General features: G+C 58.8%; 20 protein-coding genes. 15 read left to right on the forward strand and 5 right to left on the reverse strand.

Annotated features, from left to right (window positions below; genetic code table 11):
* Positions 1-120: 120 nt before the first annotated feature.
* The 7 genes from ACOYNV_RS16915 to ACOYNV_RS16945 all read left to right on the forward strand — a co-directional run bounded on the left by ACOYNV_RS16915 (position 121) and on the right by ACOYNV_RS16945 (position 5753).
* Entirely contained in the window at positions 121-249 is a 129-nt protein-coding gene (locus ACOYNV_RS16915; RefSeq protein WP_422900969.1) for a hypothetical protein, read from the forward strand.
* Positions 246-935, forward strand: a complete 690-nt coding sequence (locus tag ACOYNV_RS16920; RefSeq protein ID WP_422900970.1) for a hypothetical protein — start codon at positions 246-248, stop codon at positions 933-935. The genes ACOYNV_RS16915 and ACOYNV_RS16920 overlap by 4 nt, the downstream gene beginning before the upstream one ends.
* Positions 932-1642 carry a type II secretion system protein GspM gene (gspM, locus tag ACOYNV_RS16925; protein ID WP_422900971.1) on the forward strand — a complete coding sequence of 237 codons (711 nt, stop codon included), beginning with the start codon at positions 932-934 and terminating at the stop codon, positions 1640-1642. The genes ACOYNV_RS16920 and gspM overlap by 4 nt, the downstream gene beginning before the upstream one ends.
* Positions 1627-2031 (forward strand): hypothetical protein, encoded by a 405-nt coding sequence (locus ACOYNV_RS16930; RefSeq protein WP_422900972.1) that lies wholly within the window; start codon positions 1627-1629, stop codon positions 2029-2031. Before gspM ends, ACOYNV_RS16930 begins: the two co-directional genes overlap by 16 nt.
* A 74-nt stretch (positions 2032-2105) precedes the next feature.
* The gene (locus tag ACOYNV_RS16935) at positions 2106-3785 is read left to right on the forward strand and encodes a secretin N-terminal domain-containing protein (protein WP_422900973.1); all 1680 of its coding nucleotides are present in this window, start codon (positions 2106-2108) and stop codon (positions 3783-3785) included.
* 11 nt (positions 3786-3796) lie between these two features.
* Complete coding sequence (locus ACOYNV_RS16940) at positions 3797-4630, forward strand: ExeA family protein (RefSeq protein ID WP_422900974.1); 834 nt, start codon at positions 3797-3799, stop codon at positions 4628-4630.
* Positions 4631-4649: 19 nt separating this feature from the next.
* The gene (locus ACOYNV_RS16945; RefSeq protein ID WP_422900975.1) at positions 4650-5753 is read left to right on the forward strand and encodes a tetratricopeptide repeat protein; all 1104 of its coding nucleotides are present in this window, start codon (positions 4650-4652) and stop codon (positions 5751-5753) included.
* Between the two features lie 177 nt (positions 5754-5930).
* Here ACOYNV_RS16945 and ACOYNV_RS16950 read toward each other — a convergent pair whose 3' ends face one another.
* On the reverse strand, positions 5931-6647 hold the full coding sequence (locus ACOYNV_RS16950; RefSeq protein ID WP_422900976.1) for a double zinc ribbon domain-containing protein: 717 nt from the start codon (positions 6645-6647) through the stop codon (positions 5931-5933).
* 80 nt (positions 6648-6727) lie between these two features.
* Between ACOYNV_RS16950 and bioB the strand changes: the two genes are divergently transcribed.
* From bioB to gpmI, 3 genes are all read left to right on the forward strand, one after another.
* Positions 6728-7717, forward strand: a complete 990-nt coding sequence (gene bioB, locus ACOYNV_RS16955) for a biotin synthase BioB (protein ID WP_422900977.1) — start codon at positions 6728-6730, stop codon at positions 7715-7717.
* A 188-nt stretch (positions 7718-7905) separates the two neighbouring features.
* A complete protein-coding gene (gene bioC, locus ACOYNV_RS16960) occupies positions 7906-8793 on the forward strand; it encodes a malonyl-ACP O-methyltransferase BioC (RefSeq protein WP_422900978.1) in 888 nt (295 codons plus the stop codon).
* 246 nt (positions 8794-9039) lie between these two features.
* Positions 9040-10680 (forward strand): 2,3-bisphosphoglycerate-independent phosphoglycerate mutase, encoded by a 1641-nt coding sequence (gene gpmI / locus ACOYNV_RS16965; RefSeq protein ID WP_422900979.1) that lies wholly within the window; start codon positions 9040-9042, stop codon positions 10678-10680.
* 70 nt (positions 10681-10750) lie between these two features.
* Here the strand turns inward: gpmI and ACOYNV_RS16970 are convergent, their stop codons facing one another.
* Both ACOYNV_RS16970 and ACOYNV_RS16975 read right to left on the reverse strand, forming a co-directional pair.
* Positions 10751-11182: a CBS domain-containing protein gene (locus ACOYNV_RS16970; RefSeq protein WP_422900980.1), complete on the reverse strand. Its 432-nt coding sequence runs from the start codon at positions 11180-11182 to the stop codon at positions 10751-10753.
* Positions 11183-11233: 51 nt separating this feature from the next.
* The gene (locus tag ACOYNV_RS16975) at positions 11234-11869 is read right to left on the reverse strand and encodes a c-type cytochrome (protein WP_422900981.1); all 636 of its coding nucleotides are present in this window, start codon (positions 11867-11869) and stop codon (positions 11234-11236) included.
* Between the two features lie 111 nt (positions 11870-11980).
* Between ACOYNV_RS16975 and yihA the strand changes: the two genes are divergently transcribed.
* Both yihA and hemB read left to right on the forward strand, forming a co-directional pair.
* Complete coding sequence (gene yihA / locus ACOYNV_RS16980) at positions 11981-12721, forward strand: ribosome biogenesis GTP-binding protein YihA/YsxC (protein ID WP_422900982.1); 741 nt, start codon at positions 11981-11983, stop codon at positions 12719-12721.
* A 151-nt stretch (positions 12722-12872) separates the two neighbouring features.
* Complete coding sequence (gene hemB / locus ACOYNV_RS16985) at positions 12873-13883, forward strand: porphobilinogen synthase (RefSeq protein WP_422900983.1); 1011 nt, start codon at positions 12873-12875, stop codon at positions 13881-13883.
* Positions 13884-13957: 74 nt separating this feature from the next.
* Here hemB and ACOYNV_RS16990 read toward each other — a convergent pair whose 3' ends face one another.
* Positions 13958-14839, reverse strand: coding sequence for a Dyp-type peroxidase (locus ACOYNV_RS16990; RefSeq protein WP_422900984.1), 882 nt, complete (start codon positions 14837-14839; stop codon positions 13958-13960).
* Positions 14840-14860: 21 nt separating this feature from the next.
* On the reverse strand, positions 14861-17596 hold the full coding sequence (glnE, locus tag ACOYNV_RS16995; RefSeq protein ID WP_422900985.1) for a bifunctional [glutamate--ammonia ligase]-adenylyl-L-tyrosine phosphorylase/[glutamate--ammonia-ligase] adenylyltransferase: 2736 nt from the start codon (positions 17594-17596) through the stop codon (positions 14861-14863).
* Between the two features lie 413 nt (positions 17597-18009).
* Here glnE and ACOYNV_RS17000 point away from each other — a divergent pair, with 413 nt between their 5' ends.
* The 3 genes from ACOYNV_RS17000 (at position 18010) to tldD (ending at position 24471) form a co-directional block, all read left to right on the forward strand.
* Entirely contained in the window at positions 18010-22029 is a 4020-nt protein-coding gene (locus ACOYNV_RS17000; RefSeq protein WP_422900986.1) for a YhdP family protein, read from the forward strand.
* Positions 22010-22846, forward strand: coding sequence for a carbon-nitrogen hydrolase family protein (locus tag ACOYNV_RS17005; RefSeq protein ID WP_422900987.1), 837 nt, complete (start codon positions 22010-22012; stop codon positions 22844-22846). Before ACOYNV_RS17000 ends, ACOYNV_RS17005 begins: the two co-directional genes overlap by 20 nt.
* A 170-nt stretch (positions 22847-23016) precedes the next feature.
* On the forward strand, positions 23017-24471 hold the full coding sequence (gene tldD, locus ACOYNV_RS17010) for a metalloprotease TldD (protein ID WP_422900988.1): 1455 nt from the start codon (positions 23017-23019) through the stop codon (positions 24469-24471).
* The last annotated feature ends 502 nt before the right edge of the window (positions 24472-24973 follow it).

A 24973-nucleotide genomic window follows, 5' to 3' on the forward strand; every position in this document is an offset into this window, starting at 1 on the left:
GGTGGCTCCATTAAGCCGCGATTCAAATGGCTCCATAGGGGCGCGAGATAACAGAGCTATCCGCAGGTCGAGAATCTTGCCGCCGAGTTGGGTGAAAACACCGGTGTGCCGGTGCACGAGATGGATCTTTCTTTGGTGATGGATTTTCCGGCTGTGCCGGAATTGAAGGATGCACAGTGCCAGGCGAAGAATTTTCAGGCGATTGGTGCGGCGCTGCGTACTTTTCCATCCGCTGAGATAGTGGCATGAGCCAGCAGATCAACCTCTACGAAGAGCGCTTGCGACCACGCCATGAGCTGGCGATTGCGCGCAATCTTGGTGTCGGGGCGCTGGCATTGCTGCTGCTGATGACGGGGCTGGCGTTGTGGGCGGATCATGATGCGCAGCGCAAAACCGCCGCCGCCGCTGTTTCGCAGAAGCAACTGGCCGACGAACAGGAACAGTTGAATGCGCTGGTCAAGACGGCTTCGCTGCGTCGTGTTTCCCCGGCGCTGATGGATGAATTGGGTAACGTTAAAGCGTTGCTGTCGATGCGCAATGAAGTCATGGCCGTTCTCGATTCCGGCAAGTTGGGCAAGAGCACGGGGTCGTTTGCGATCATGTCCGGTTTCTCGCGCCAGTCGCAAAACGGTTTATGGCTGACCGGGTTTGTGGCGACGATGGGCGGTGAGGAAATCGAAATTCGCGGTCGCTTGCTCGATCCGGCCAAACTGCCCGATTACGTGCAGCGCTTGAGAGACGAGCCGGTGTTTCAAGGGCGCCGCTTTGCCGCCCTGGAGATGCGCGACGTTGAACCGGTCGAGCAGAAAACAGAACAATCGCAAACGGATAAGCCACAAACAGCGGCCAAAATGCCGCGCTTTGTTGAATTTGTTCTGCGCTCCGAGAATATGGTTGCCACCGATCCTGCCAGCCGCGCCGGAGTGAAACAATGAAGGAGCAATGGCTCAGGCTCGCCGCGCGCTTTGATGCGCTGCAATTGCGAGAGCGCCGGATCGTTGCCGTCGGGGTGCTTGGCAGCATCGTCCTGATCGCTTACAGCCTGTTCATCGAACCGGCGCTCAAGCGTGCGCAACTGGCTGATCGCAGTAGCGCAGAACATCGCGTTCAACTGGCCAGTCTGCAGGTGCAAAAGCTGGCGTTGCAGTCGCCGGAGCAAGACCCCGAGCTGGCCGCCCGAGCCGAGTTGGCGAGTTTGAAGAAGCAATTGGCTGAGCTTTCCTTCCGTCTGTCGGAAATGGAAGGTTCGCTGGCGCCACCGCAGCGCATGTCCGGTTTGCTGGAGGACATGATCGGGCGCAAGACCGCTCTGCGTCTGCTAAGCCTGAAAACTCTGCCGGTTGCGCCGCTGATCGAAAAGAAGGCCGGCGCCGAAGAAACTGCGACGGCAAAGCCAGCCGATACGTTGGCAAATCCGCCAGCCAAACCGGCGAATACCTCAGCCGGTCTCTATAAGCATGGTGTCGAGATCCGCCTGGAAGGCAGTTATCAGGAGTTGGCGGCGTATCTTGAACGTCTGGAACAATCAAAAGTAAAATTGTTGTGGAGCAGTGTTGCGCTTTCGGCTGAGAATCATCCCAAACTGGTGTTATCGCTGACGGTCTATACCTTGAGTCTGGATCGAGCATGGCTAATCGTCTGAAGCCCTTGTTTTGTATGGCCCTGATGCTGGTGCTCAGCCTTCTGACGAAAGGCGTGGTGGCGCAAACAGTGCTGACTGATCCAACCCGCCCGCCGGTCAGCATATCCGCACCAGCGCAGGACGCTGGAGAGGTGGCCGGTTCCGTGTTACAGTTGGTAAAGCTCACAAAAAAGGGTAAGCCAGTCGCTGTAATCGGGGGGCAACTGGTGATGCTGGGTGGGCTGTACGGGGAGAGCCGTCTGATCAAGCTAAACGAGCGTGAAGCAGTTCTGGAAGGGCCGGCCGGCATCGAGCGGCTGCGGCTGACGCCCGGTATCGAGAAGACCAATATCATAATCAGTTCTCCGTCTGCCAAACGTGCGCAGATCGGGAGTAAGCCATTTATTTAAAATCGTTTATCCTGCTGGTGGTTCTGCTGCCTTTTTTGGTCGTCGGATGCGCGTCAAATATGGCAACCTCCAGCGTGACTTTTGACAAAATTGGTCAGGAAATCAAGGCGGCGGCCGCCACCAGGGCGAAAAGCACCGATGATCTGCTAAGCCAGGCCATGTTGCCTCCCTTACAGCTGGACCTCCCCGATTCGGCAAAAAGCGTTGAGCCGCGTTTCGATCTGGCCGTAAGCAATGCGCCGGCGAGTCAGGTATTCATGGCTCTGGTCAGCGGAACGCGTTACAGCATGCTGGTATCGCCCGACGTGACCGGCAACGTGACGGTCAATCTGAAACGGGTGACCGTACGTGAGGCGCTGGAAACGATCCGCGAACTCTATGGCTATGAGTTCAAGTATCAGGGGACGCGCATCTACATCCAGTCCAACGCGATACAGACGCGAATGTTCCAGATCAACTATCTGTCTTCGACGCGGCAGGGTTCCAGCGAGACGCGGGTTTCGTCGAACTCCGGTCTTGGTGGGGCTTCGCCTCAGACTGGCAGTAATACTGGTACATCATCCACAAGCAGCAATCCGGTTGTAGCTGCAGGCAGTAGTCCGGGTGGTGCCACCGGCAGTAGTACGGGTGGTACCAGCAGTACGGGTGGATCCACAGCCAGCAGCGTGGCAACTCAGACAAAAAGCGATTTCTGGGGAATTCTGCAGACAACCCTGAGCACACTGGTCGGCAAGGATGGTAGCTTTGTCATCAACCCACAGGCCGGGGTAATTGTAATCAAGGCCTTGCCCGCCGAAATCCGCTCGGTAGAGGCCTACCTCAAGGCCGCACAGGTCGTTGTCGAGCGCCAGGTGATGATCGAAGCGAAGATTATCGATGTCCAGTTAAGCGAGGGCTTTCAGGCCGGCGTCAATTGGGCGGCCTTCAAGAGCGGATCAAACAGCAGGATCGGCGTTGGCAGCGTTGTCGGGCGCGAAACCAATCTGAGTGCTTACAATCCCACGAACCCCAGCAGTCAGGCACTAAGCAACACCACGGCATCGGTGATTCCAGGGCAGTTTGGCTCGATTGTCACCACAGCCCTGGGCAAGACCTTTCTCGGTCTGGCTTTTCAGACGGCCAACTTTGCGGCGTTGCTGAATTTTCTTGAAACCCAGGGCACGGTATCCGTGCTGTCGAGTCCACGCATCGCGACACTGAACAATCAGAAAGCCATCATCAAAGTCGGGGATGATTCATTTTTTGTTTCAAATGTTGTGGCCACCCCGAGCACCACCGGCCTTGTTACCACGGTGACCGTGACGCCAACCTACTCGCAATTCTTCAACGGAATTTCTCTCGATGTCACGCCACAGATCGACGGCGAGGATAAAGTAGTTCTCCATGTTCATGCACTGGTCAGCAAAGTGACCAGTGACCCAAAGACTTGGGAAGGCAAGATATTTGAGATGGCGAACAACCAGGTCAAGGAAACCGACAGTATTGTGCGGGTGCTGGACGGCAACATCGTTGCGATTGGCGGCCTGATGACGCAAGACCAGGATACATCGCGCGAACAGTTACCCGGCACCGGCAACACGCCGCTTGCAACTTTGTTCGGCAAACGTTCCAACAGCATGAACAAACGGGAATTGGTCATTCTTCTGAAGCCGACGATCATTCGTGACGATCAGTCCTGGGTGAATGATCTGGAGCAGACCGGCGAGCGTTTGCGTGGCCTCGATCCACGTCAGTTCAACGGTAAAGAGCAATAAGCGGCACCCCCATGTACCTGAAATATTTCGGACTCACCGAACTGCCCTTCGGCATCACGCCGGACACCAGCTTTACCTATTCAGTCCTCTGTCATCAGGAAGCGCTGAACACCCTGCTGCTGGCGCTCAGCCAGGGGGAAGGTTTCGTCAAGATCAGTGGCGAGGTTGGCACTGGAAAGACCTTGCTTTGTCGCCGCCTGCTACAAACGCTGGACAATGGCTGGGTGACCGCCTATCTGCACAATCCCAATCTGGTGCCGGAAACCCTGTTTCTGGCCTTGGCCGAGGAGTTGGGAATCAAGGATGTCGCCGGCCTGGACCAGTACCATCTGGTACGACGCATCAACCATGCGCTGCTTGACTTTGCTCGGGTGAAAAAGCGGGTGGTGGTATGTATCGACGAAGCTCAGGCGATGCCGGTCGCTACGCTGGAGGCCTTGCGCCTGCTGTCCAACCTGGAAACCGAGAAGCGCAAGCTGTTGCACATTGTTCTCTTCGGCCAGACGGAGCTGGATGAGAAACTGCACCGTCCGGAAGCGCGCCAGCTTCTGCAACGCATCGCTTTCCACTACCGCCTTGGTGCCCTGAAAAAGAGCGAAATCGGAAACTATGTCGCGCACCGCCTGCGCGTTGCCGGCTACCGTGGCGACGGGCTATTCACCCCGGCGGCACTGCGCGCGCTGTACCGGGCCAGCGGCGGAACGCCACGCTTGATCAACATTCTGGCGCACAAGTCCTTGATGTCGGTTTTTGGTGAGGGTTGCCAAATCGCCAAGGTGTGCCACGTCAGAGCAGCGCGCATGGATACTGAGGGCGCGCGTCGCGTCGGGTGGCTTTGGGGATGAGTATGCCGACGGGGCAGCCATGAGTTTGATCAACCAGATGCTGCAGGATCTTGACGCACGGCGTGCAGCGTATGGCATTGGCACCAGTCTGCCGAACAACGTGCACCCGCTGCTGAAGCCTCGGGCTTCGCGTCTTCCGTTTATTCTGGGGGGGGGCGTGCTGGTTGTTCTGGCTGGCGGGTTTGCTTTTTATCAATGGGAGCAAAGCCAGAAGGCGGCCGCAGTCGTTGTTGCCCAGGAAGTTGCCAGGCCGATAGTTGCTGCGCCCGTTTCGCCGCAGCTTGCTAAACAGGAACCGCTACCCGCTGAGCAGGCGCCGTCTGTTGTCCCGCTATTGCAGGAACTGGACGGCAGTCTGCGCATGTCGGATTCAATGATTCTTCCGGCAGAAAAGAAGGGCGAAGCGAAGCCTGCTGCTGCTGCCGATAAAAAAAACGCCAATGAACGCAGCAAGAAGGAGGCCGCTGAACGACATTTGCCAGCATCAACTGGCGTTGCGCCGCAGGCAGCGGTCAAACCAGCCAGGAATCCATTGATCGAGCGAACCGATTCCGCTGGCTCGTCACGGGAGCGTGCCGAATCGGAGTATCGCAAGGCCATCGCCGCAGTCAATCAGGGGCGCGTCGATGAGGCCATGGAAGGTTTGCATAACGCCTTGCGTCAGGATAGTTTGCACATTGCCTCGCGGCAGTTGCTGGTCACGCTGTTGCTCGAAGCCAAGCGGCGCGATGAAGCGGTGCAGGTGCTGCACGAAGGGCTGCAGGGGCAGCCGGCACAGATCGGCTGGGCGATGAGCCTGGCACGCTTGCAGGTTGATCGCGGTGATCTGGCAGGCGCCTGGCAGACGCTCAATCATTCACTGCCGGCAGCGGGTAACAACGCCGACTATCAAGGCTTTGCCGGGCATGTGTTGCAGCGTCTTGGGCGCAACAAGGAAGCGGCCGATCATTATCAGGCGGCAACCCGCCTGTCTCCCGGCGACGGGCGCTGGTGGCTTGGCCTGGGGCTGGCTCTGGAGGCCGAAGGACTTTCCGGCGAAGCAAGAGAAGCGTTCCTGCGTGCCAGGCAAAGCGGTAACCTCAGTGCCGAATTGACCGGGCTTATCGAGCAGAAGCTGCGCTAGCCCGGCTATTGGCCAGTCAAGTATTTTTCTGTTGGTGAGGCTGTGATGCCCGTCAATAGGCGGTCTACGAGGTATCTATTCAAAGAGCCCCGTGTTTATTGGCTTACACGGCATGCAATCTGTAGATGACCGTCCTGATTGGATTGCAGGCCGATTGCTTTTGGTTCTTCTCCGCGATTACTTCGGCAGCGCGCGGGCCACGACCAGCAGCGTGACCTCGACTGCGCCATGCAGCTTGAGCGTGCGTGCGCACTCGTCGAGCGTGGCGCCGGTCGTCATAACGTCGTCGACGAGAAGCACTCGCCTTTCGGTGAAATCGGACGAACAGTGGAAGGCGCCACGGACGTTTTTCACCCTTTCGCGCCAAGGCAGGTTGGCTTGGGCCGGTGTGTTGCGCGTGCGGCTACAGCTTGTCGCATCGATCGGCAGGTTCGTCATCGTGCTTACCGGGCGCGCGATTTCAAGCGCCTGATTGAAGCCCCGTTCGCGCAATCGCTCGGGGTGCAGCGGCAAGGGAATGATGATGTCCGCAACTCCATTACTGATCAGCGCGGCCAGTTGTCGGCCGAAATAGGCGCCGAGAGCCAGGCGATGTCCGTATTTGAAAGATTGAACCAGTTTGTCGAGGGGGAAGTCATAACGTAAAGCAGCCAGCGTGGCGTCGTAATAGGGTGGTTTGGCCAGGCAGCGGCCACAGGTTTCGCCCATCGGTGTTGGCAGGGCGCATTTAGGGCAGCACGGTTTTTGCAGTTGCGGCAATTCGGCGGCACAGGCGGCGCAGAGGATGTCATCGGCGCTGGCGGCGGCACAAAGCAGGCAATCCTGGGCCAGCAGCTTGCCGAGGCAGCGCCTGATGCTGGCCGGCATGCCTTGGCTTTGGGTTAAAATTGACATTTCCGAATCGCTCCTTGGCGGTTTACTTATTGTGCTCGTATGTTCTCTGCATGTCTTTCTTTTTCCGCTAGGTTCTTCTGATGAATACAATTTCTCCAGCCGTTGCACTGACTCCCGATATTTCCTCGCCAATTCGCTCCGCGCCATGGACGGTTTCCCAGGTCGAGGCGCTTTACCAGTTGCCGATGATGGACCTGCTTTTTCGTGCGCAACAAGTGCATCGCGAGAATTTCGATCCCAACGAGGTGCAACGTTCGGCGCTTATTTCGATCAAGACCGGTGGCTGTTCCGAGGATTGCAGCTATTGTTCGCAGTCGGCACGCTACAAGACCGAAACCGAGCGCGATGCGCTGATGCAGATCGAAGATGTACTGGCGGCGGCCAAGGAAGCCAAGGCCAAAGGTGCTTCGCGCTTCTGCATGGGAGCGGCCTGGCGCGGCCCCAAGGAGAAGGAACTTGAGGTGGTGACGCAGATGATTCGCGAGGTCAAGGCGCTCGGCATGGAAACCTGCGTCACCCTGGGCATGCTCAAGGAAGGCCAGGCCGGCCAGCTCAAGGAGGCCGGTCTCGATTACTACAACCACAATCTGGACACCGACGCCGATTTCTACGACAAGGTGATTACCACGCACAAGCACGCCGACCGCGTGGATACGATTGCGCAAGTGCGCCAGGCCGGTATCAAGGTCTGTGCCGGCGGCATTCTGGGCCTCGGCGAGACGCGCCGGAACCGGGCAGCGATGGTGGCGCAACTGGCCAACCTGAATCCGGCGCCGGAATCGGTGCCGATCAACAATCTGGTGGCCATTCCCGGTACGCCGCTGGCTACCACCGAGCAGATCGACAATTTCGAATTCGTGCGCACCATTGCCGCGGCGCGCATCACCATGCCGAACAGCTTTGTCCGGCTCTCGGCCGGTCGCGAGGCGATGTCCGATGAAATGCAGGCCTTGTGCTTCTTCGCCGGCGCCAACTCGATTTTCTATTGCGACAAACTGCTGACCACCAGCAATGCGGGAACCAGCCGTGATCTGGGGTTGTTCGACAAGCTTGGCCTGCGTCCGATTTAATTTGCCATGAACCTGAAAACCGCAGTTGGACGTGATGCCATTGCTGCAAGCCCTCATCCCCGGCCCTTCTCCCGCGGGGAGAAGGGTGCAAACCCCCTCTCCCCGCGGGAGAGGGTTGGGGTGAGGGCTAAACACCTGTCAAACCTGGCTTTGCGGTCAATTGGCAGCTGTCAACTGAGGTTTTAAGGATGAATGCACCGGCGCAGTTCGTCGATCAGCGCCAGGTGCGGCGCAATTTCGCGCGTGCGGCAGTGGGCTACGATGCGGTCGCCGTTTTACAGCGCGAAGTGGGCAGCCGCATGCTCGAACGCCTCGACTACATGAAGATCGAGCCCGGATTGGTGCTTGATCTGGGCTGTGGAACCGGTGCCAGTCTCACCGCATTGAGCGAGCGCTACCCGAAGTCGCAAGTGCTCGGTACCGATGTCAGCGAAGCCATGCTGCAAGCCGGGCGGGCACAGCACTCGCGATTGCGCTGGTTGCTCCCCTTTTTGCGCGGCAAAAGGACTTCGCTGCTTGCTGCCGATGCGCTGGCCTTGCCCTTCAAACCGGGCACTCTTGGCCTGATCTGGTCGAACCTGATGCTGCACTGGCTGGACGACCCCTTGCCGGCCTTGCGCGAGATGCAGCGCACGCTGGATGTGGGCGGACTGTTGATGTTCTCCACCTTCGGCCCGGATACGCTGAAGGAATTGCGCGCCAGTTTTTCCGACGGCTATGTGCACACCCAGCGCTTTGCCGACATGCACGATTACGGCGACATGCTGCTCGAATGCGGCTTTTCCGATCCGGTGATGGACGTGGAAACGCTGACCATGACCTATGCCAGCCTCGACGACCTGTTCCGCGACTTGCGGCAAAGCGGTGCCGGCTGCGCCATGCAGGCCCGTCGCCGCGGACTGGCCGGGCGTTCGGCGTGGCATGCGGCGCGTGCCGAATACGAGAAACGTGTTCAAGACGGACGCTTGCCGGCCACCTTCGAGGTAGTCTATGGCCATGCTTGGAAAGCACAGCCAAGGAAGACAGCAGACGGCAGCACGATTGTCCGCTTCGATCCAAAGCAACGGCTTCGTTAGTGGGGTGAATTTGCTATGAACCTGGAAAAAGAAGTTGACCACGGCGACACGGCGGGCACAGCGAAAATCCTCAGCATTTCAGGATTTCATGGCTCACCCAAAGGGTGATTCATGAAAACATTGCAAGTCATTGCTTTTCCGCTGTGTTCGCTGTGTCGCCGTGGTTTGAACTGCGGTTTTTAGGATGAATAATGGTTTTGTTTTCCCCGCTTCTTTCTGATTTTCAATCACTTTCAGGAAACCATCATGTTACAAAAACTTGCCTCTTTCGCCGGAATCAAAGGCCCGGTGGTCACCATTGTCATGGACGGCTACGGCATTCCCAAGTCCGACGCCGGCAGCGCCATCGCTGCGGCGAGAAAACCCACCCTCGACAGGCTGTTCGCCAACTATCCGAACATCTCGTTGCGCGCCCACGGTACGGCGGTGGGCATGCCTTCCGACGACGACATGGGTAATTCCGAAGTCGGCCATAACGCCATTGGCGCCGGCCAGGTTTACAGCCAGGGCGCATCGCTGGTGGCCGACGCCATTGCCACCGGCGCGCTCTGGCAAGGCGAGGCCTGGAAGCAGATCGTGGCCGGGGCTAAAGCCGGTCGTGGCGTCATTCATTTCATCGGCCTGTTTTCCGACGGCAACGTGCATAGCCACATCGACCACCTGAAAGCGATGGTGTTGCGCGCCAGGGAAGAGGGCGTCAAGGCGGTGCGCATTCACGCGCTGATCGACGGCCGCGATGTGCCGGAAACCAGTGCGTTGCTCTACGTTGAGCCATTCGAAACTTTCCTGACCGAAGTCAGTTCGGGCGGCTTTGATGCACAAATCGCTTCAGGCGGCGGTCGCATGAACATCACCATGGATCGCTACGACGCCAACTGGAAGATGGTTGACAAGGGATGGCACACCCACGTTCTGGGCGAGGGCGACCAGTTCGCCAGTGCCTCGGCGGCGGTGAAGGAATTGCGCCTCAAGTTCCCGGGAACCATCGATCAGGATTTGCCGCCGTTTGTCATCGCCAGGGACGGCAAGCCGGTCGGTACGATTGAGGACGGTGATTCCGTGGTGTTCTTCAACTTCCGTGGTGACCGTGCGATCGAAATCACCCGCGCCTTCGATGAAGACAATTTCGAAAAATTCGACCGCGTGCGCGTGCCGAAGGTGACCTACGCCGGCATGTTGCAGTACGACGGTGACTTGAAGCTGCCCAAGCGTTTCCTGGTCAACCCGCCGGCCATTCTGGACACCTCGGGCGAGTGGTTCTCGAAGGCCGGCATCACGCAGTTTGCCTGCTCCGAGACGCAGAAGTTCGGCCATGTAACCTACTTCTGGAACGGCAACCGCTCGGGCAAGTTTGATGGCGAAACCTATCAGGAGGTGCCGAGCGACGTGGTGCCCTTCGAACAACGGCCGTGGATGAAGGCTGCAGAAATCGCCGACGCCATGATCGAGGCGCTGAAGAGCGGCAAGTACCGGACGCTGCGCTGCAACTTCGCCAACGGCGACATGGTCGGCCACACCGGAAATTTCCGGGCCGCGACGATGTCGATCGAGGCTGTGGATCTGCAACTCGCGCGCATCCTGCCGGTGATCGATGCGCTGGGCGGCGTCGCGCTGATTACCGCCGACCACGGCAACGCCGACGAGATGTACGAACTGGACAAGAAGACCAGGCTGCCGGCGCAGAACAAGGACGGTTCGTTCCAGTCCAAGACCGCGCACACCTTGAACCCGGTTCCGCTGATTCTTTACGACAACGTGACAGGTGGCAAACTCGGCCTCAAGCAGACCGCACACGCCGGGCTGTCCAACCTCGCGGCGACGACGGCCAATCTTCTCGGCCTTGAGAAACACGCCAAATGGGACGAAAGCCTGCTGGAAATAAAATAATCATTCAGGCAGAACCAAAAAAAGAGCCGGCGCATCGCACCGGCTCTTTTTATTTGCTACGTTGAAACGATCAACTGGTAATGTAGGTTTCCAGTTGGCTGATGATGAACTGCTGTTCGCAGATCATTTCCTTGATCAGATCGCCAACCGAAACAATTCCCACAACATTTTGTTCGTCATCGAGGACAGGCAAGTGGCGGAAGTGTTTCTCGGACATGATCGCCATGCATTCCTCGATCGTCCTGTCCGGATGTACGTAAACAACCTTGTCAGACATTACTTCGTTGACTTTGGTATAGATTGAAACTTTGCCCTGCAGGATCACCTTGCGTGCGTAGTCGCGCTCGGAGAACACGCCGGCCAGACGTCTTCCGTCAAGTACCAGTAGCGCTCCCACGTCGTATTCAGCCATGATTTCAAGTGCGCGCAGCACTGTTTCATCCGGAGAGACGACGGCAAGTTTTTTTTTCTTGTTCTCAAGTAGTTGCTTGAGTGTTTTCATGAAGCATCCTTGTGGGTAATGAACGGCAAGGTGTTGGTCGGTTGAATAAAATCAGCGCATGCTGGCCGAAAAATCGGCCAAGGCCTTGATTTGCTTGTCAGAAAGTTTTTCGGCAACATTGCGCATCATCATCGCCGGATCGTTAGACCGCTCCCCGATGCGGAAGTTCTTCAACTGGAGGTCGATGTACTCGGGGTATTGTCCGGCGAGGCGTGGAAACTGCGCCGGAACGCCGGCGGCGGCGGGGCCGTGGCAACCGGCACAGGCTGGAACTCCGCGTTCGAAGTCACCCTTGCGCCAGAGGATCTTGCCGGCTGCAACCTGAGTTGCGTCGAGAGCAGATGCCGGTTTCTGTTTCTGTTGCGAGAAGTAGAGCGCCAGGCCCTGCATGTCTTCCAGGGTCAGCGCAGCCGTCATGCCAGCCATGATCGGATTGTTGCGCAGAGCCGGCTTGCCGTCGACTGACTTGAACTCGATCAGTTGCTTGAGTAGATACTCGGAGCCTTGAGCTGCCAGAATCGGGTTGACCGGCGAAGGGCTGTTGCCGTCCACGCCGTGACAGGCGACGCAGACCGTTGAAGCGATCTGTTTGGCTTTTGCCAGATCGGGTTTGGATTTCGCTTCTTCAACGGCGAAGACGGAGAAGCTGGCGGTCATAAGAACAGCGAGTGCAGTAGTGCGAATCATGTACAAACTCCCATTGATGAGTCCGAGTTCAAAGAAGCAAATTCTCAAACCTGATATTCTATAGCACTTTCGGGCGTTATCACTGTCAGCCCCCACCTCTCCGGTTCGCCAATGCCTATTTTCCAGAAGGCGGTTTTTCACACGACCGTCGCCAATTTGCGTGACTTACCTCCCGATTCCCAGCGGGAAATTGCTTTTGCCGGACGTTCGAACGCCGGCAAGTCTTCAGCAATCAACACGCTGGCCAATCACACGCGCCTTGCTTTTGTTTCCAAAACGCCGGGGCGGACGCAGCATCTCAATTATTTCACGCTCGACGAGGGTAATTACTTTGTCGATTTGCCGGGTTATGGTTTTGCCAAGGCGCCCGAGGAAATCCGTTCCCAATGGGAGGGCTTGCTGGCGCCCTACCTGCGTTATCGCGAGCCGCTCGTTGGCCTGGTGCTGATCATGGATAGCCGGCATCCGTTGACCGATCTTGATTTGCAAATGCTTGACTGGTTTGCGCAGACCGGCAAACCGATTCATATCCTGCTCTCCAAGGCCGACAAACTGACCCGTCAGGAGCAGGCGCTGGCACTGCGCGAAGTGAAGACGGCACTGGCTAAAATCAGTGATAACTGTACGCTGCAACTGTTTTCAAGCCTGAAAAAAACCGGGGTTGCCGAAGCTGAGGCGGTTCTGGGCGGCTGGCTTGGGATAGAGACAAAGGAAGAGGCGCTGCCCCCGGTCGGCTTGCGTACCGAGAAGGTGGCACGTCCGAAGAACCGCAAGGCCATTGGCTGGAGCGCAAGAACTGCGAAAGTCGTGACCAGGACTGCGGAAAAGAAAAAGCCCCCGGCAAAGGGATAAGCCGGGGGCGAAAATGCCTTACCTAGATGCAAGGCACCCGCTCAGGGAGATGAAGCGGGAGACGACGTGAGTCATCTGTTGAATAAGAGTGCAGCAGTCAGTACTTAGTTCCCGGATGAGCAATTTTTTTTGCTTCGGATATGAGAAAGCCATGAATTTAAATGCCGGTTTTCCGGGTACTCGTATGCGCCGCATGCGTCGTGACGATTTTTCCCGTCGCTTGATGCGCGAGTCGGCGCTGACGGCCGACGATTTGATCTACCCGGTGTTTGTCCTTGAAGGCAGCAACCGAATCGAACCGGTAGTCTCGATGCCCGGCGTCGAGCGGCAGAGCCTTGACCGCCTGCTGAAAACGGCAGAACGGGCGCTTGGGCTGGGCGTTCCCGCCCTGGCGCTGTTCCCGGTGATCGATGCGGCGTTCAAGACGCCGGGAGCCGAAGAGGCTTACAACCCGGAGGGCCTGGTGCCGCGCGTGGTGGCGGCGCTTAAGAAGGAATTTCCCGAATTGGGTATCGTCACCGACGTGGCACTCGACCCTTACACCAGTCACGGTCAGGATGGACTGATCGACGCCGACGATCCGCGTGGCTACGTGCTCAACGACGAGACGCTTGAAGTCCTGGCGCAGCAGGCGCTTACTCATGCACAGGCCGGCGCTGACGTGGTCGCCCCGTCCGACATGATGGATGGCCGCGTGGCGCGCATCCGTGCCGAACTCGATGCGGCCAATCTGATCTACACGAAGATTCTGGCCTACTCGGCCAAATACGCTTCAAGCTTTTATGGTCCTTTCCGAGATGCCGTTGGCTCCTCCGGCAACCTGGGCAAAGGCAACAAGAATACCTACCAGATGGACCCGGCTAACAGCGACGAAGCGTTGCGCGAAGTAGCGCTTGACCTTGCCGAAGGCGCCGACATGGTGATGATCAAGCCAGGTATGCCTTACCTCGACATCGTTCGCCGCGTAAAGGACGAATTCAAGGTGCCGACCTATGTCTATCAGGTAAGCGGTGAATACGCCATGCTCAAGGCCGCCGCGCAGAACGGCTGGCTGGATGAAAAAGCCTGCGTTCTGGAAAGCTTGCTGGCCTTCAAGCGGGCGGGGGCAGATGGCATCCTGACCTACTTCGCGCTCGACGCCGCTGCCTGGCTGAAGGGCTAACGGTAACGCCTGGTACCAAAGAGCCTGCCTGCAAGGCAGTAAATACGGGCATCTTCAAGCATTGCCTTGAGGATTCAAAGCCCCAGCGGTGTTAAGTCGAGTTTGCCGTCCCTGAGTGCCGGGCACCAGAAATAGGCACCTGAAACCGGTTGGGTAAATTTGAAGAGCGCGTCGACGATGCCGTCCTCGGCGCCGGTCATTCGATTGAGTATTGCCTCGAAGGCGTAGAACGAGGCGCCGAAGGCGACAAACATCAGGCCGCCAGCGTTTCCTTCGGCCCACGGCATCGAACGGCGCAGGACGAAGGCTTCCGGAGTGAAACTTTCCTGTGCCGTGCGCTTGACGTGAGCCGATTCGGGGGCGTCGTCCAGTTCCTCGTTGTCGCTCTGCCGGCGCCCGATGGTGTTGTCCTGCTCGGCTTTCGGCATCGACTCGAAACGGTCGAAGTTGTGCCGCCAGCGCTGTGCGGCGACAAAACTCGATCCGGCAAGTTGCGGCTGATCTGCACCGACAATCGCGCTTTTGATCGCCTCGTCGCCAATCGGGTTCTCGGTGCCATCCTCGTAGCCGGAAAGGTCACGCCCTTCGGCATAGGTGAAGGCGTCCATGCTTTCCTCAAACTGCAAGGCGGGCGACAGGGCCTGGGTTATCCGCCGCGAGCGGTGCAGGATTTCTCCCCGGTCATCGCCGCGTAGCCAGACCCAGGCCGCTTCCGGCGCCCTCTCGATGGATAGTCCTGGCGCGGTGATCAGCGGGAAGCTTTTCAGGCCGGGGATGTTGCTGTTCAGCGCGGAAACGAGACTTTGACCGAAGCCAACGACCATGTTTTCTCCGTCGGCAAGATTGCTCAAGGCGCGCAGGCACTCACCAATGCGCGTCGTGTCGCCCAGCGAGAACGAGAGGTAACGGGCCAGAGGCGGCACCGGGAGGAGGATTCCGGGTTGTGGTGTGTTCATGTTATTTCGCTCACGGGTAAGTTAGTCAAAGACGGATGCCCACAGCGCTCTTACCGCTGCGATGCGCCGCCTATGGGCTTCACGCTCGACGCGGGCTCCGCTGATGCCGTTGAGGCGGAAGGCGTGCTGCAGGCGACGGAATTCACGATAGGTGTCGCGCACCGGGTCGGCCAGTGCTTGCGGGATGAGGCCGAGTTCGGCGGCGATGCCGAGCAACGCGATATTGCCGAGGTTGCCGCACAAGCGTTCATGGGCATGGGCATGGCCGAGCACCAGGTACTGGACGATGAACTCGACGTCGATCAGTCCGCCCGGATCCTGCTTGATGTCGAACAGTTCCTCGCTATGTGAAGCATGGCTGTCGAGCATGCGCTGACGCATGGTGAGCACCTCTTCCTTGAGTTTGGCAAGGTCGCGCGGCTGGCGCAGGATTTCGACACGGATGGCCTCGAACTGGGCGCCCAGTTCGGGGTCGCCGGCGCAGAAGCGGGCGCGGGTGAGCGCCTGATGCTCCCAGGTCCACGCATCTTTCATCTGATAATCGCGAAAAGCGTCAATGGTGCACACCAGCATGCCGGCGTCGCCATTCGGTCGCAGACGGAAATCGGTATCGAAGAGCATGCCGGCCGAGGTCTGGCTCGACATCCAGGTACTCATGCGCTGGCCGAGGCGGGCATACAAGGCGCCTACATCGGGTTCTGGGTCGTTATGGAGATAGACCAGGTCAAGATCCGAGCCATAACCGAGTTCCTTGCCGCCGAGTTTGCCATAGGCGATGACGGCGAATTTGGGCGGGCGCTCCGGGTGCGGGTGGCGCTGCTTGAGTTTGCACCAGCACAGGTCGAGGGTGATTCTCACCACGATATCGGCCAGTTCGGTGAGGTGGTCGGCGAGGCGTTCGACGGTTTGCAGGCCGGCAATGTCTTGCGCCAACAGGCGGAAAACCTGGGCGTGGTGGGCTTCGCGCAGGATATCCATTTCGCGTTCGGTATCGCCGATGTGCTCGGCGAGGCGCAGGTTCAACTCGTCGCAGAATTTTTCCCGGTCGGTGGCGATCTCATAAAAGCGCGGGTCCAGCACTTCATCGAGCAGGATCGGGTGCAGAGTCAGGTAGCTGGCTGCCCAGGCGGAACTGCCGATTATCTCGGCCACTTTGGACAGCGTCTGTGGATACTGTTGCAGGAGGGCGAGATAGGCCCCCCGCCGGCTGATCGTTTCAAAGAAATCGAGACCACGCTGCCAGGTGGCGTCCGGCGTTTGCGTGGCCGCAGCCGCTTCGATCAGGCGTGGACCAAGGGCGTCCAGGCGCTCGCGATTCTGGGCCGGCAACTGCTGGTATTTGGCGCTCTGGCGGAAGCTCTTGAGCCGTTCAAGCATGGCTTGCGGCTGCCGGAACCCCTGCTCGGAAAGAACCTCCAGCGCGTCGTCACCTTCGGTCTGCTCAAACCACAGGCCGGCCAGCGCATGGGTGCCTTCTTCCGGGTCGGAAAATATCTGTTCGAAGTGCCGGGCGACGCGCTGGCGATGGGTGTCGAGAACCCCGAGCAAGGCCGCCCAGTCGGCGCATCCCATCGACACGGCGATCAGGCGGCGTTCTTCATTACTGGTCGGCAGCCTATGGGTCTGGGCGTCGTTGACGTATTGCAGGCGATGTTCCAGGCGACGCAGGAATTCGTAGGCTTCGACCAGCTCGTGCACGCTTTCGGCCGGAAGCAGTCGGCGTTCGACAAGCAAGGGAAGGACCTTGAGCGTGGGGTGGATTTGCAGGGCGGGGTCGCGACCACCGCGAATCAACTGGAAAACCTGCGCCATGAACTCGATTTCACGAATGCCACCGGGGCCGAGCTTGATGTGGTCGGCCATGTCCTTGCGCGCCACCTCGCGGCGAATCTGGGCATGCAGGTCGCGCATGGCGTCGATCGCGCCGAAGTCGAGATACTTGCGGAAGATGAAAGGGCGCGATATTTTTTCCAGTGCGCTGCTCCATTCCGGCTGCAGGTTGTCGCCCTCATTCATTACGCGCGCCTTGATCCAGGCGTAGCGCTCCCATTCACGTCCCTGCGTGATCAAGTAGTTTTCGAGCGAAACAAGCGAACAGACAAGTGGTCCCGAATCCCCGTTCGGACGCAGGCGCATGTCGACGCGGAAGACCTGGCCGTCGCCGGTGATTTCTCCAAGGCTGGCGATCAGGCGCTTGCCCAGGCGCACGAAGAAGTCATAGGCATCGATCTTGCGGCCACCGGCCGGAGCCGGCGTGCCGGCGGTTTCGCCTTCCTCGGGGTAGATGAAGATGTAGTCGACGTCGGAGGAGACGTTGAGTTCGCGGCCGCCGAGCTTGCCCATGCCGATCACCAGCAGGCGCTGTGGCTGTCCCTGGCTGTCCAGCGGTTCGCCAAACTGGGCGGCAAGCTGGCGATGAACGAAATCGAGGGCAAAGTTGGTCGTCACGTCGGCGAGTTGCGTCATCGTCTCGACCACCTCGGCGAGACTGGCCGTTCCGCCGATGTCGCGCACAATGAGCGCCGCCATGATGCGCTGGCGGAGGCGTCGCAATACCTGCTTGAGGCTGGCTTCGTCGACCGGAACTTCGGCCTCCAGAAACTCGTGCATCAGTCCGCTGTCCAAACTGCGTTCAGCATTTACCTTCAGCCAGATGGCGACCTCAGGACGGGCTTCGAGCAGGTGGCACAAGTAGCGGCTATGCGTCAGTGCCGGTTGCCATTCGGGCGGGAGCGGATTGTCGGGTGTGTCAGCCATTTTGTTCTCGTTAGTGTCTCAAATGAATTTCTTCCAAACCTCAATCCTCACCGCAAAGGTGAGACTCCCGCCTTTAACCTTAAAACCTCAGTTGGAAGTGATGCCAATGTCGCAGGCCCTCATCCCCAGCCCTTCTCCCGAGGGGAGAAGGGTGTAAACTCCCTCTCCCCGCGGGAGAGGGTTGGGGTGAGGGCTAAACACGCGTCAAACCTGGCTTTGCGGTCGATTAGTCGCTGTCAACTGCGGTTTTCAGGTTTAACCAACCTCCTACAAATCCTCTGTTTGCCAGCCTGTTCGGCGTGGCCCGGTTAGGCAAAGCCGTTACAATTGAAGCTTCGACAGTTTTTTCAGGTGTTGCGCCATTCTAGTTTCGCTTTCCGATAATTGGCAAAGTCTTCCGCAGGCACCCGTTCATGATGCGTGAAGACGGCTTGCGTGCCGCACTCTATCACCGCTTCCATCGCCTGCTGCCCTTCGTGGCGAGCAAGGCGGGGCGCGGATTGTGGCGCGCCTTGGTGTGGGGCTTCTGGCTACTCTACTTTGGCTTTGTTTTGCTGGTGCTGGCGCTTCGCTACAGCATTTTGCCAAACATTGAAGACTATCGCGCCGACATCGAGCGTCTGGCCAGCCAGGGGCTTGGGCAGAGCGTCAGTATCGGGCGCATTGAAGCGAGTTGGGACGGCCTCAACCCGGACCTGACTTTGCTGGATGTCAGTGTGGCCGATGCCGAAGGTCGGCCAGCGATAGCTTTTTCGCGCATTCAGGCGATTCTCTCCTGGTGGTCGGTGCCGAGTGCGCAGCTCAAGTTGCGCCTGCTACGCATCGACGAGCCGACGCTGAATTTGCGTCGCGCGCGCGATGGTCGAGTTTTCATCGCCGGTATTCCGTTTGTCCAGGAACAAAACAATAACGATGTTTCCGACTGGATTCTGGCGCAAAAGCGCATCCGCATCCGTGGCGCAACCCTGGTCTGGGAGGATGAACTGCGCAAGGCGCCGGTGCTGGTGCTCGAAGACGTGAATTTTGCTCTCGACAATGATGGCAAGCGCCATCGCTTTGGTTTGACCGCGCTTCCGCCTGCGGGCCTGGCGTCAAGGATCGACGTGCGTGGCGATTTCCGGGGGGCGGATATCGAACTGATGAAATCGTGGTCGGGGCAGGCGTATGCCGAGATCGACTACGCTGACCTGGCCGTCTGGCGTCAGTGGATTGATTATCCAGTTGATCTGCCGCATGGTCAGGGTGCTTTGCGTGCCTGGTTCAGCTTCGCGGAAGGCGGTCTGCGTGAGGTGATGGCGGATGTTTCGCTGCAGGACTTGAGCTTGCGCCTGGCACAGGATCTTCCTGCGCTTGAACTTGATCACATGTCGGGACGTATCGGCGGCAAATTCTCGGCGACTGGTTTTGAGGTGAGCGGGCGAGGCGTAGAGTTGGCAACGCGCAGTGTAACGACGCTGAAAAATGAATCGCGCAAGACGATACGCATTGAGCCGACGGATTTTCATGTGGATTGGCAGCCCGGGCCTGATGGCCAGACGGTCGCCGGCAGTGCCAGTGCCAGCCGGCTTGACCTCGGTACGCTGACGCTTCTTGCCGAGCACTTGCCGCTGGATGCGCAATCGCGCCAGTTGCTCAATGATTATTCGCCGCGCGGCCTGGTCAGTGGCCTGAGTGCCCAATGGAAAGGCGATGCCGAGCGCTTGCAAACCTATTCCCTGAAAGCCGGGTTCGTTGATCTGGGGTTAAAGGCCCAAGGCTACTTGCCAGGATTTTCAGGCTTGTCCGGTGTGCTGGAGGCCAACGAAAAAGCAGGAAGTGCGACGCTGCGTTCGCTAAAATCGAGCATCGATCTGCCGAGCGTTTTCTCCGAATCGCTGATTGAACTCGATACGCTCAGTATGCAAACCAAGTGGACGATCGACAAGGGCGAACTGGCAGCCGAATTGTCACGCGTTGAATTTTCCAGCCCGGATATCGCCGGTTCGGCGAAGGGAATCTACCGTAGCACTGGAGAGGGGCCGGGCTTTATCGATCTCAATGCGGCACTGACCCATGGCGATGCGCGTGCCGTCTGGCGCTTCATGCCGAAAGTGATAGGCGAGGGCGCGCGCTACTGGCTGCGCGATTCTTTGCTGTCCGGTGCCGCCAGCGAGGCGAAACTGACGCTCAAAGGCAATCTGATCGACTTCCCTTTCCTGGATAAAAGTAAAGGCCAGTTTCTGGTGACCGTCAAGGCACAGGACGTTGTGCTCGACTATGCCAAGGGCTGGCCGCGCATCGAGGGTATTAGCGGGGATCTGCGTTTCGAGGGCAACGGCATGCTCCTGGCGGTGCGTCAAGGGTCAATTTTCGGCGCTCAACTTTCGAACACCCACGTCGAGATCCCCGATTTCGATCAGCCGATTTCCACCTTGATCGTCAAGGGAAAAGCCGATGGAGCGACTTCCGAGTTCCTCAAATTCATTGACCAGAGTCCGGTCGCCGAGCGCATCGATCACTTCACCGAAGACATGCGCGCCAGCGGTAACGGCCATCTTGACCTGGGGCTGGTGATTCCTCTGGCCGAAGCGAAGCTGGGGGATTCAAAGACCGAAGGCACCTACCACTTCACTAACAATGAAGTGCTGGTCGATGCCGCGCTGCCGCCAATCAAGCAGGTCAACGGCAGCGTACAATTTTCCGGGAGCGATTTGCGGGTGCCGGAGATCAACGGCACCCTCTTTGGCGGCCCGCTCAAGATCAAGGGCGGGTTGCAAAAAGACGGCAAGGTATTGATCACCACCAACGGTTCAGTCAATATCGCCCAGTTGCGCAAGCAGTACGATTCGCCGCTTCTAGGCAATTTGTCGGGGGCGACCCCGTATCGGGGCGAAGTGCGCATCAACAAGCGGAATGCCGATCTCGTGGTTGAATCAACGCTGGTCGGATTGGCCTCTTCTTTTCCCGAGCCTTTCAGTAAAACGGCTGGCGAAACCCTGCCGCTTCGTTTCGAAAAGAAGCTCCTGTCCGGCGTCTCCCCGCCGTATGGAGACAAGTCCGATGCGACGGTTCGCGATCAACTCGGCGCTTCGCTCGGCAACGTTCTTTCCTTGCAGTTGATCCGCCGCAAGCAGGCCGAGGGTTTTGCCGTCGAGCGTGGGGCGATTGCCATCGGTCAGCCGCTGCAATTGCCAGAGAGCGGTGTTTCGCTGGGGCTGACAGCAAAAAGCGTGGACCTGGATACCTGGCGGCGACTGCTCAGTACTACCAGCGCTGGTGCTTCGGCTGCGGGTTCTCCCGCGCCTGCATCCCCGGTCGTGAATTCGGTCAATGTCAAGACCGCTGATCTGCTTCTCTTTGGACGGCACTACAACGATGTTGATCTCACGGTTTCGCCCGCGCTTGCACAATGGAACATTCGTTTGAACTCACGGCAGGCGAGCGGCGATCTGCAGTGGGAAAACGCGGGCAGTGGCAAGCTGTCAGCCCGCTTCAAGCATCTGGCATTTGATTCTTCGCCGGCCCTGGCTAATTCCGTTGCCGGCGAAGTGACTGAAAAACTGCCGGCGCTCGACATCGTGGCCGATGAGTTTTCGCTGGGCGTGCGACGTTTTGGACGGCTCGAAGTGCAGGCACGAAACGAAGGTGGGGTCTGGCATCTGAACCGGATTCAGGTGGCCAATCCCTACGGCAACCTGACCGGCAGCGGCCAGTGGCAACTTGCCGGCGGAAAAAACCGGACCCAGCTCGAATTCAGGATCGATAGCAGCGATGTTGGCAAGCTTCTTGATCGGCTCGGCTATCCTGGTTCGGTACGCGCAGGAACGGCGCACCTGGGTGGCAAGATAGGCTGGAACGGTGCGCCGACCGATCTTGACTTCGAGTCACTGAGTGGTGAAATGAATCTTGAGGCGGCCAAGGGGCAGTTCGTGAAACTGGACCCCGGGGCGGCCGGAAAACTGCTGGGCCTGATCAGCCTGCAAGGGCTGCCGCGCCGGATCTCGCTCGATTTCAAGGATGTTTTCAGCGACGGTTTCGCCTTCGACAGCATGACCAGCAAGGTGACCGTGCAGAATGGCTTGATGCGGACGGAACGGCTGCAGATCGACGGCCCGTCGGCGCGCGTCGTGATGCGCGGCGAGGTTGATCTCATGCATGAGACGCAGCGGCTCAACGTCAATGTACAGCCGGAACTGGGCGGCACCGCTGCGCTTGGCATCGCATTGATCAATCCGATTGCCGGTGTCGCAACACTGCTGGCGCACAAGATATTGCAGAATCCTCTCAATCACATGTTTGGCTTCGATTATCTGATTACCGGAAAGTGGGACGATCCCAAGGTCGAGAAACTTTCCGGTTACGAACCGGCGACAAGCGTGCCGCGCTTGCCGAACCCGCGCTTGCCTAACATTTCCAACGAGGCTGGAACTGCCAATGAATCTTCCCCCAAGTGAAACGCCGAGCGCGTTGAAGAACGCGCGGGTGGCGGCCGTGCAGATGGTGTCGACACCGCGCGTCGAAGAGAATCTGCAAACTGCCGCAGCCCTGGTGGCTGAGGCCGTGGCGCAAGGGGCCGAACTGGTGGCGCTGCCTGAATACTTCCCGATCATGGGCCTCGGCGATGGTGACAAGATCAAGGTGCGCGAGGCGGATGGCGGTGGTCCGATTCAGGATTTTCTCGCGCAAACGGCACGCCAGCACGGCATCTGGCTGGTGGGTGGCTCCATCCCGTTGATTGCCAGCGATGCCGGCAAGGTCTTCAATTCCTGCATTGCCTATAACCCGCAGGGCGAGCGCGTGGCGCGCTACGACAAGATTCACCTGTTCGGCTTTGAGAACGGCGCCGAGCGCTACAACGAGAGCGCGACGATCGAGGCCGGCAGCCGGACGGCAGCCTTCGCTACGCCATTCGGGCGGGTCGGCTTGTCGATCTGCTACGACATGAGGTTCCCGGAGCTTTATCGCGCCCTCGGTGCCACCGACTTGCTGGTGATCCCCGCCGCGTTTACCGAGACCACCGGGCGCGCCCACTGGGAAATCCTGCTGCGTGCCCGCGCCATCGAAAACCAATGCTATGTGCTGGCCGTGGCGCAAGGCGGCAAACACGAAAACGGCCGCGAAACGCACGGCAACAGCATGCTGATCGACCCCTGGGGCGTCATACTCGACCGCAAGCTGAAAGGGCCGGGTATCGTGCTCGGCGAACTCGATCACGCCCGCATCGCTGAAATCCGCGCCAGCCTGCCGGCGCTCAGGCATCGGGTGATGTGATGTTGGAATAGAACCCACCACCAAGCCACCAAGAACAGCGCGAAGCCTCCCTGCAGAGGGACAAAGTTTCACCAAGAAGAACCTGGTTTTCTTTGTGTGACTTGGTGTTCTTGGTGACTTGGTGGTAAGTCTTTTGAATTTGAATTTGTACTATCTGAATCGGAAAACCAATGACCGCAAAAGCTCAATCCCTGCTCGTGCAGGCACAGAAAACCCTGCTCACACCTTATGGCCTGGACGTGGCCGACCTGACCAAGGTGTTTGGCATGATCATGGCGCATGATGTCGATTACGCCGACCTTTACTTCCAGTACAGTCGTTCGGAGGCGTGGAGCCTGGAGGAAGGGATCGTCAAGTCGGGCAGCTTCAATATTGATGAGGGCGTTGGCGTGCGCGCCATCTCGGGCGAAAAGACGGCGTTTGCCTATTCCGACGACATCAGCCATCTGGCGCTGGGCGATGCGGCCAAGGCGGTGCGCGCCATCGCTGCGGCGGGTCAACGGCGAAGCAAGGCCGTTCCCTTGAAAAAGAAAGTCGGTCATACACTCTATGTGCCGCTCGACCCGCTCAACTCGCTCGATGCAACGGCCAAGGTCAAACTGCTCGAACGGCTGGAGTCCTACGCCCGGGCCGAAGATCCGCGCGTAACGCAGGTCATGGCGCATATCGCCGGCGAATATGAGGTGGTGCTGGTGGCCGGTAGCGACGGCCGCCTGGCGGCGGATATCCGGCCGCTGGTGCGGGTTTCGATTACCGCCATCGTCGAAGGCATTGATGGCAAGCGCGAGCAAGGTTCCTCCGGTGGTGGCGGGCGTACCGATTACAGTTATTTCAGCGATGCCGTGCTGCGCGGTTATGCCCGCGAGGCTGTGCATCAGGCCGTAACCAACCTCGATGCGCAGCCGGCACCGGCAGGAACAATGACCGTCGTCCTCGGTTCAGGCTGGCCCGGCATCCTGCTGCACGAAGCCGTCGGCCATGGCCTGGAGGGTGATTTCAACCGCAAGGGCAGTTCGACCTTCGCCGGTCGCGTCGGCACGCGCGTTGCCTCGAAGGGCGTGACCGTGGTGGACGACGGCACGCTTGACGGCCGTCGCGGTTCGCTCAACATCGACGATGAGGGCAATCCGACACAGCGTACGGTGCTGATCGAGGACGGCATCCTCAAGGGCTACATTCAGGACAGCATGAACGCCGGTCTGATGGGCGTGGCCTCGACCGGCAACGGCCGGCGCGAATCCTTCGCGCATCTGCCGCTGCCGCGCATGACCAACACCATGATGCTGGCCGGCGACAAGAGCCCCGAGGAAATCATCAAGTCCGTGAAAAAAGGGATTTACGCAGTGAATTTTGGTGGCGGCCAGGTCGACATCACCAACGGCAAGTTCGTTTTTTCGATGTCCGAAGCCTACATGATCGAGAATGGCAAGGTGACCTGCCCGGTCAAGGGCGCGACGCTGATCGGCAGCGGACCGGAGGCGATGAATCAGGTGTCGATGATCGGCAACGACCTGCGTCTCGACCCGGGAGTCGGCACTTGCGGCAAGGACGGCCAGAGCGTACCGGTCGGTGTTGGCCAGCCGACACTGCGCATCGACGGCCTGACAGTCGGCGGCACCGCGTAGGAATTTTCGGCTCGGCATGGCCGGTATTTAATCCCGGAAAACTCTGTTTAACCTTAAAACCGCAGTTCAAACCACGGCGACACGGCGGGCACAGCGAAAATCCTCAGCATTTCAGGATTTAATCGCTCACCCAAAGGGTGATTCATGAAAACATTGCAAGTCATTGTTTTTCCGCTGTGTTCGCCGTGTTCGCTGTGGTCAACTGCCTTTACTAGGTTTAACCTTAAAACCGCAGTTGGATGTGATGCCAATGTCGCAAGCCCTCATCCCCGGCCCTTCTCCCGGCTCTGCATTCCCTTCGGTCACAGGGAGAAGGGTGTAAACTCCCTCGCCCTGCGGGAGAGGGTTGGGGTGAGGGCTAAACACGCGTCAAACCTGGCTTTGCTGTCAATTAGTCGCGGACAACTGCGGTTTTCAGGTTTAACCACGGCGGCAGCGCGAAGCCTTCCTGCAGAGGGACGGCGAACACAGCGTAAAAACAATGGCTTGCAATGTTTTCATG

The organism is Propionivibrio sp. (genome assembly GCF_049316945.1).
GTDB lineage: Bacteria > Pseudomonadota > Gammaproteobacteria > Burkholderiales > Rhodocyclaceae > Propionivibrio.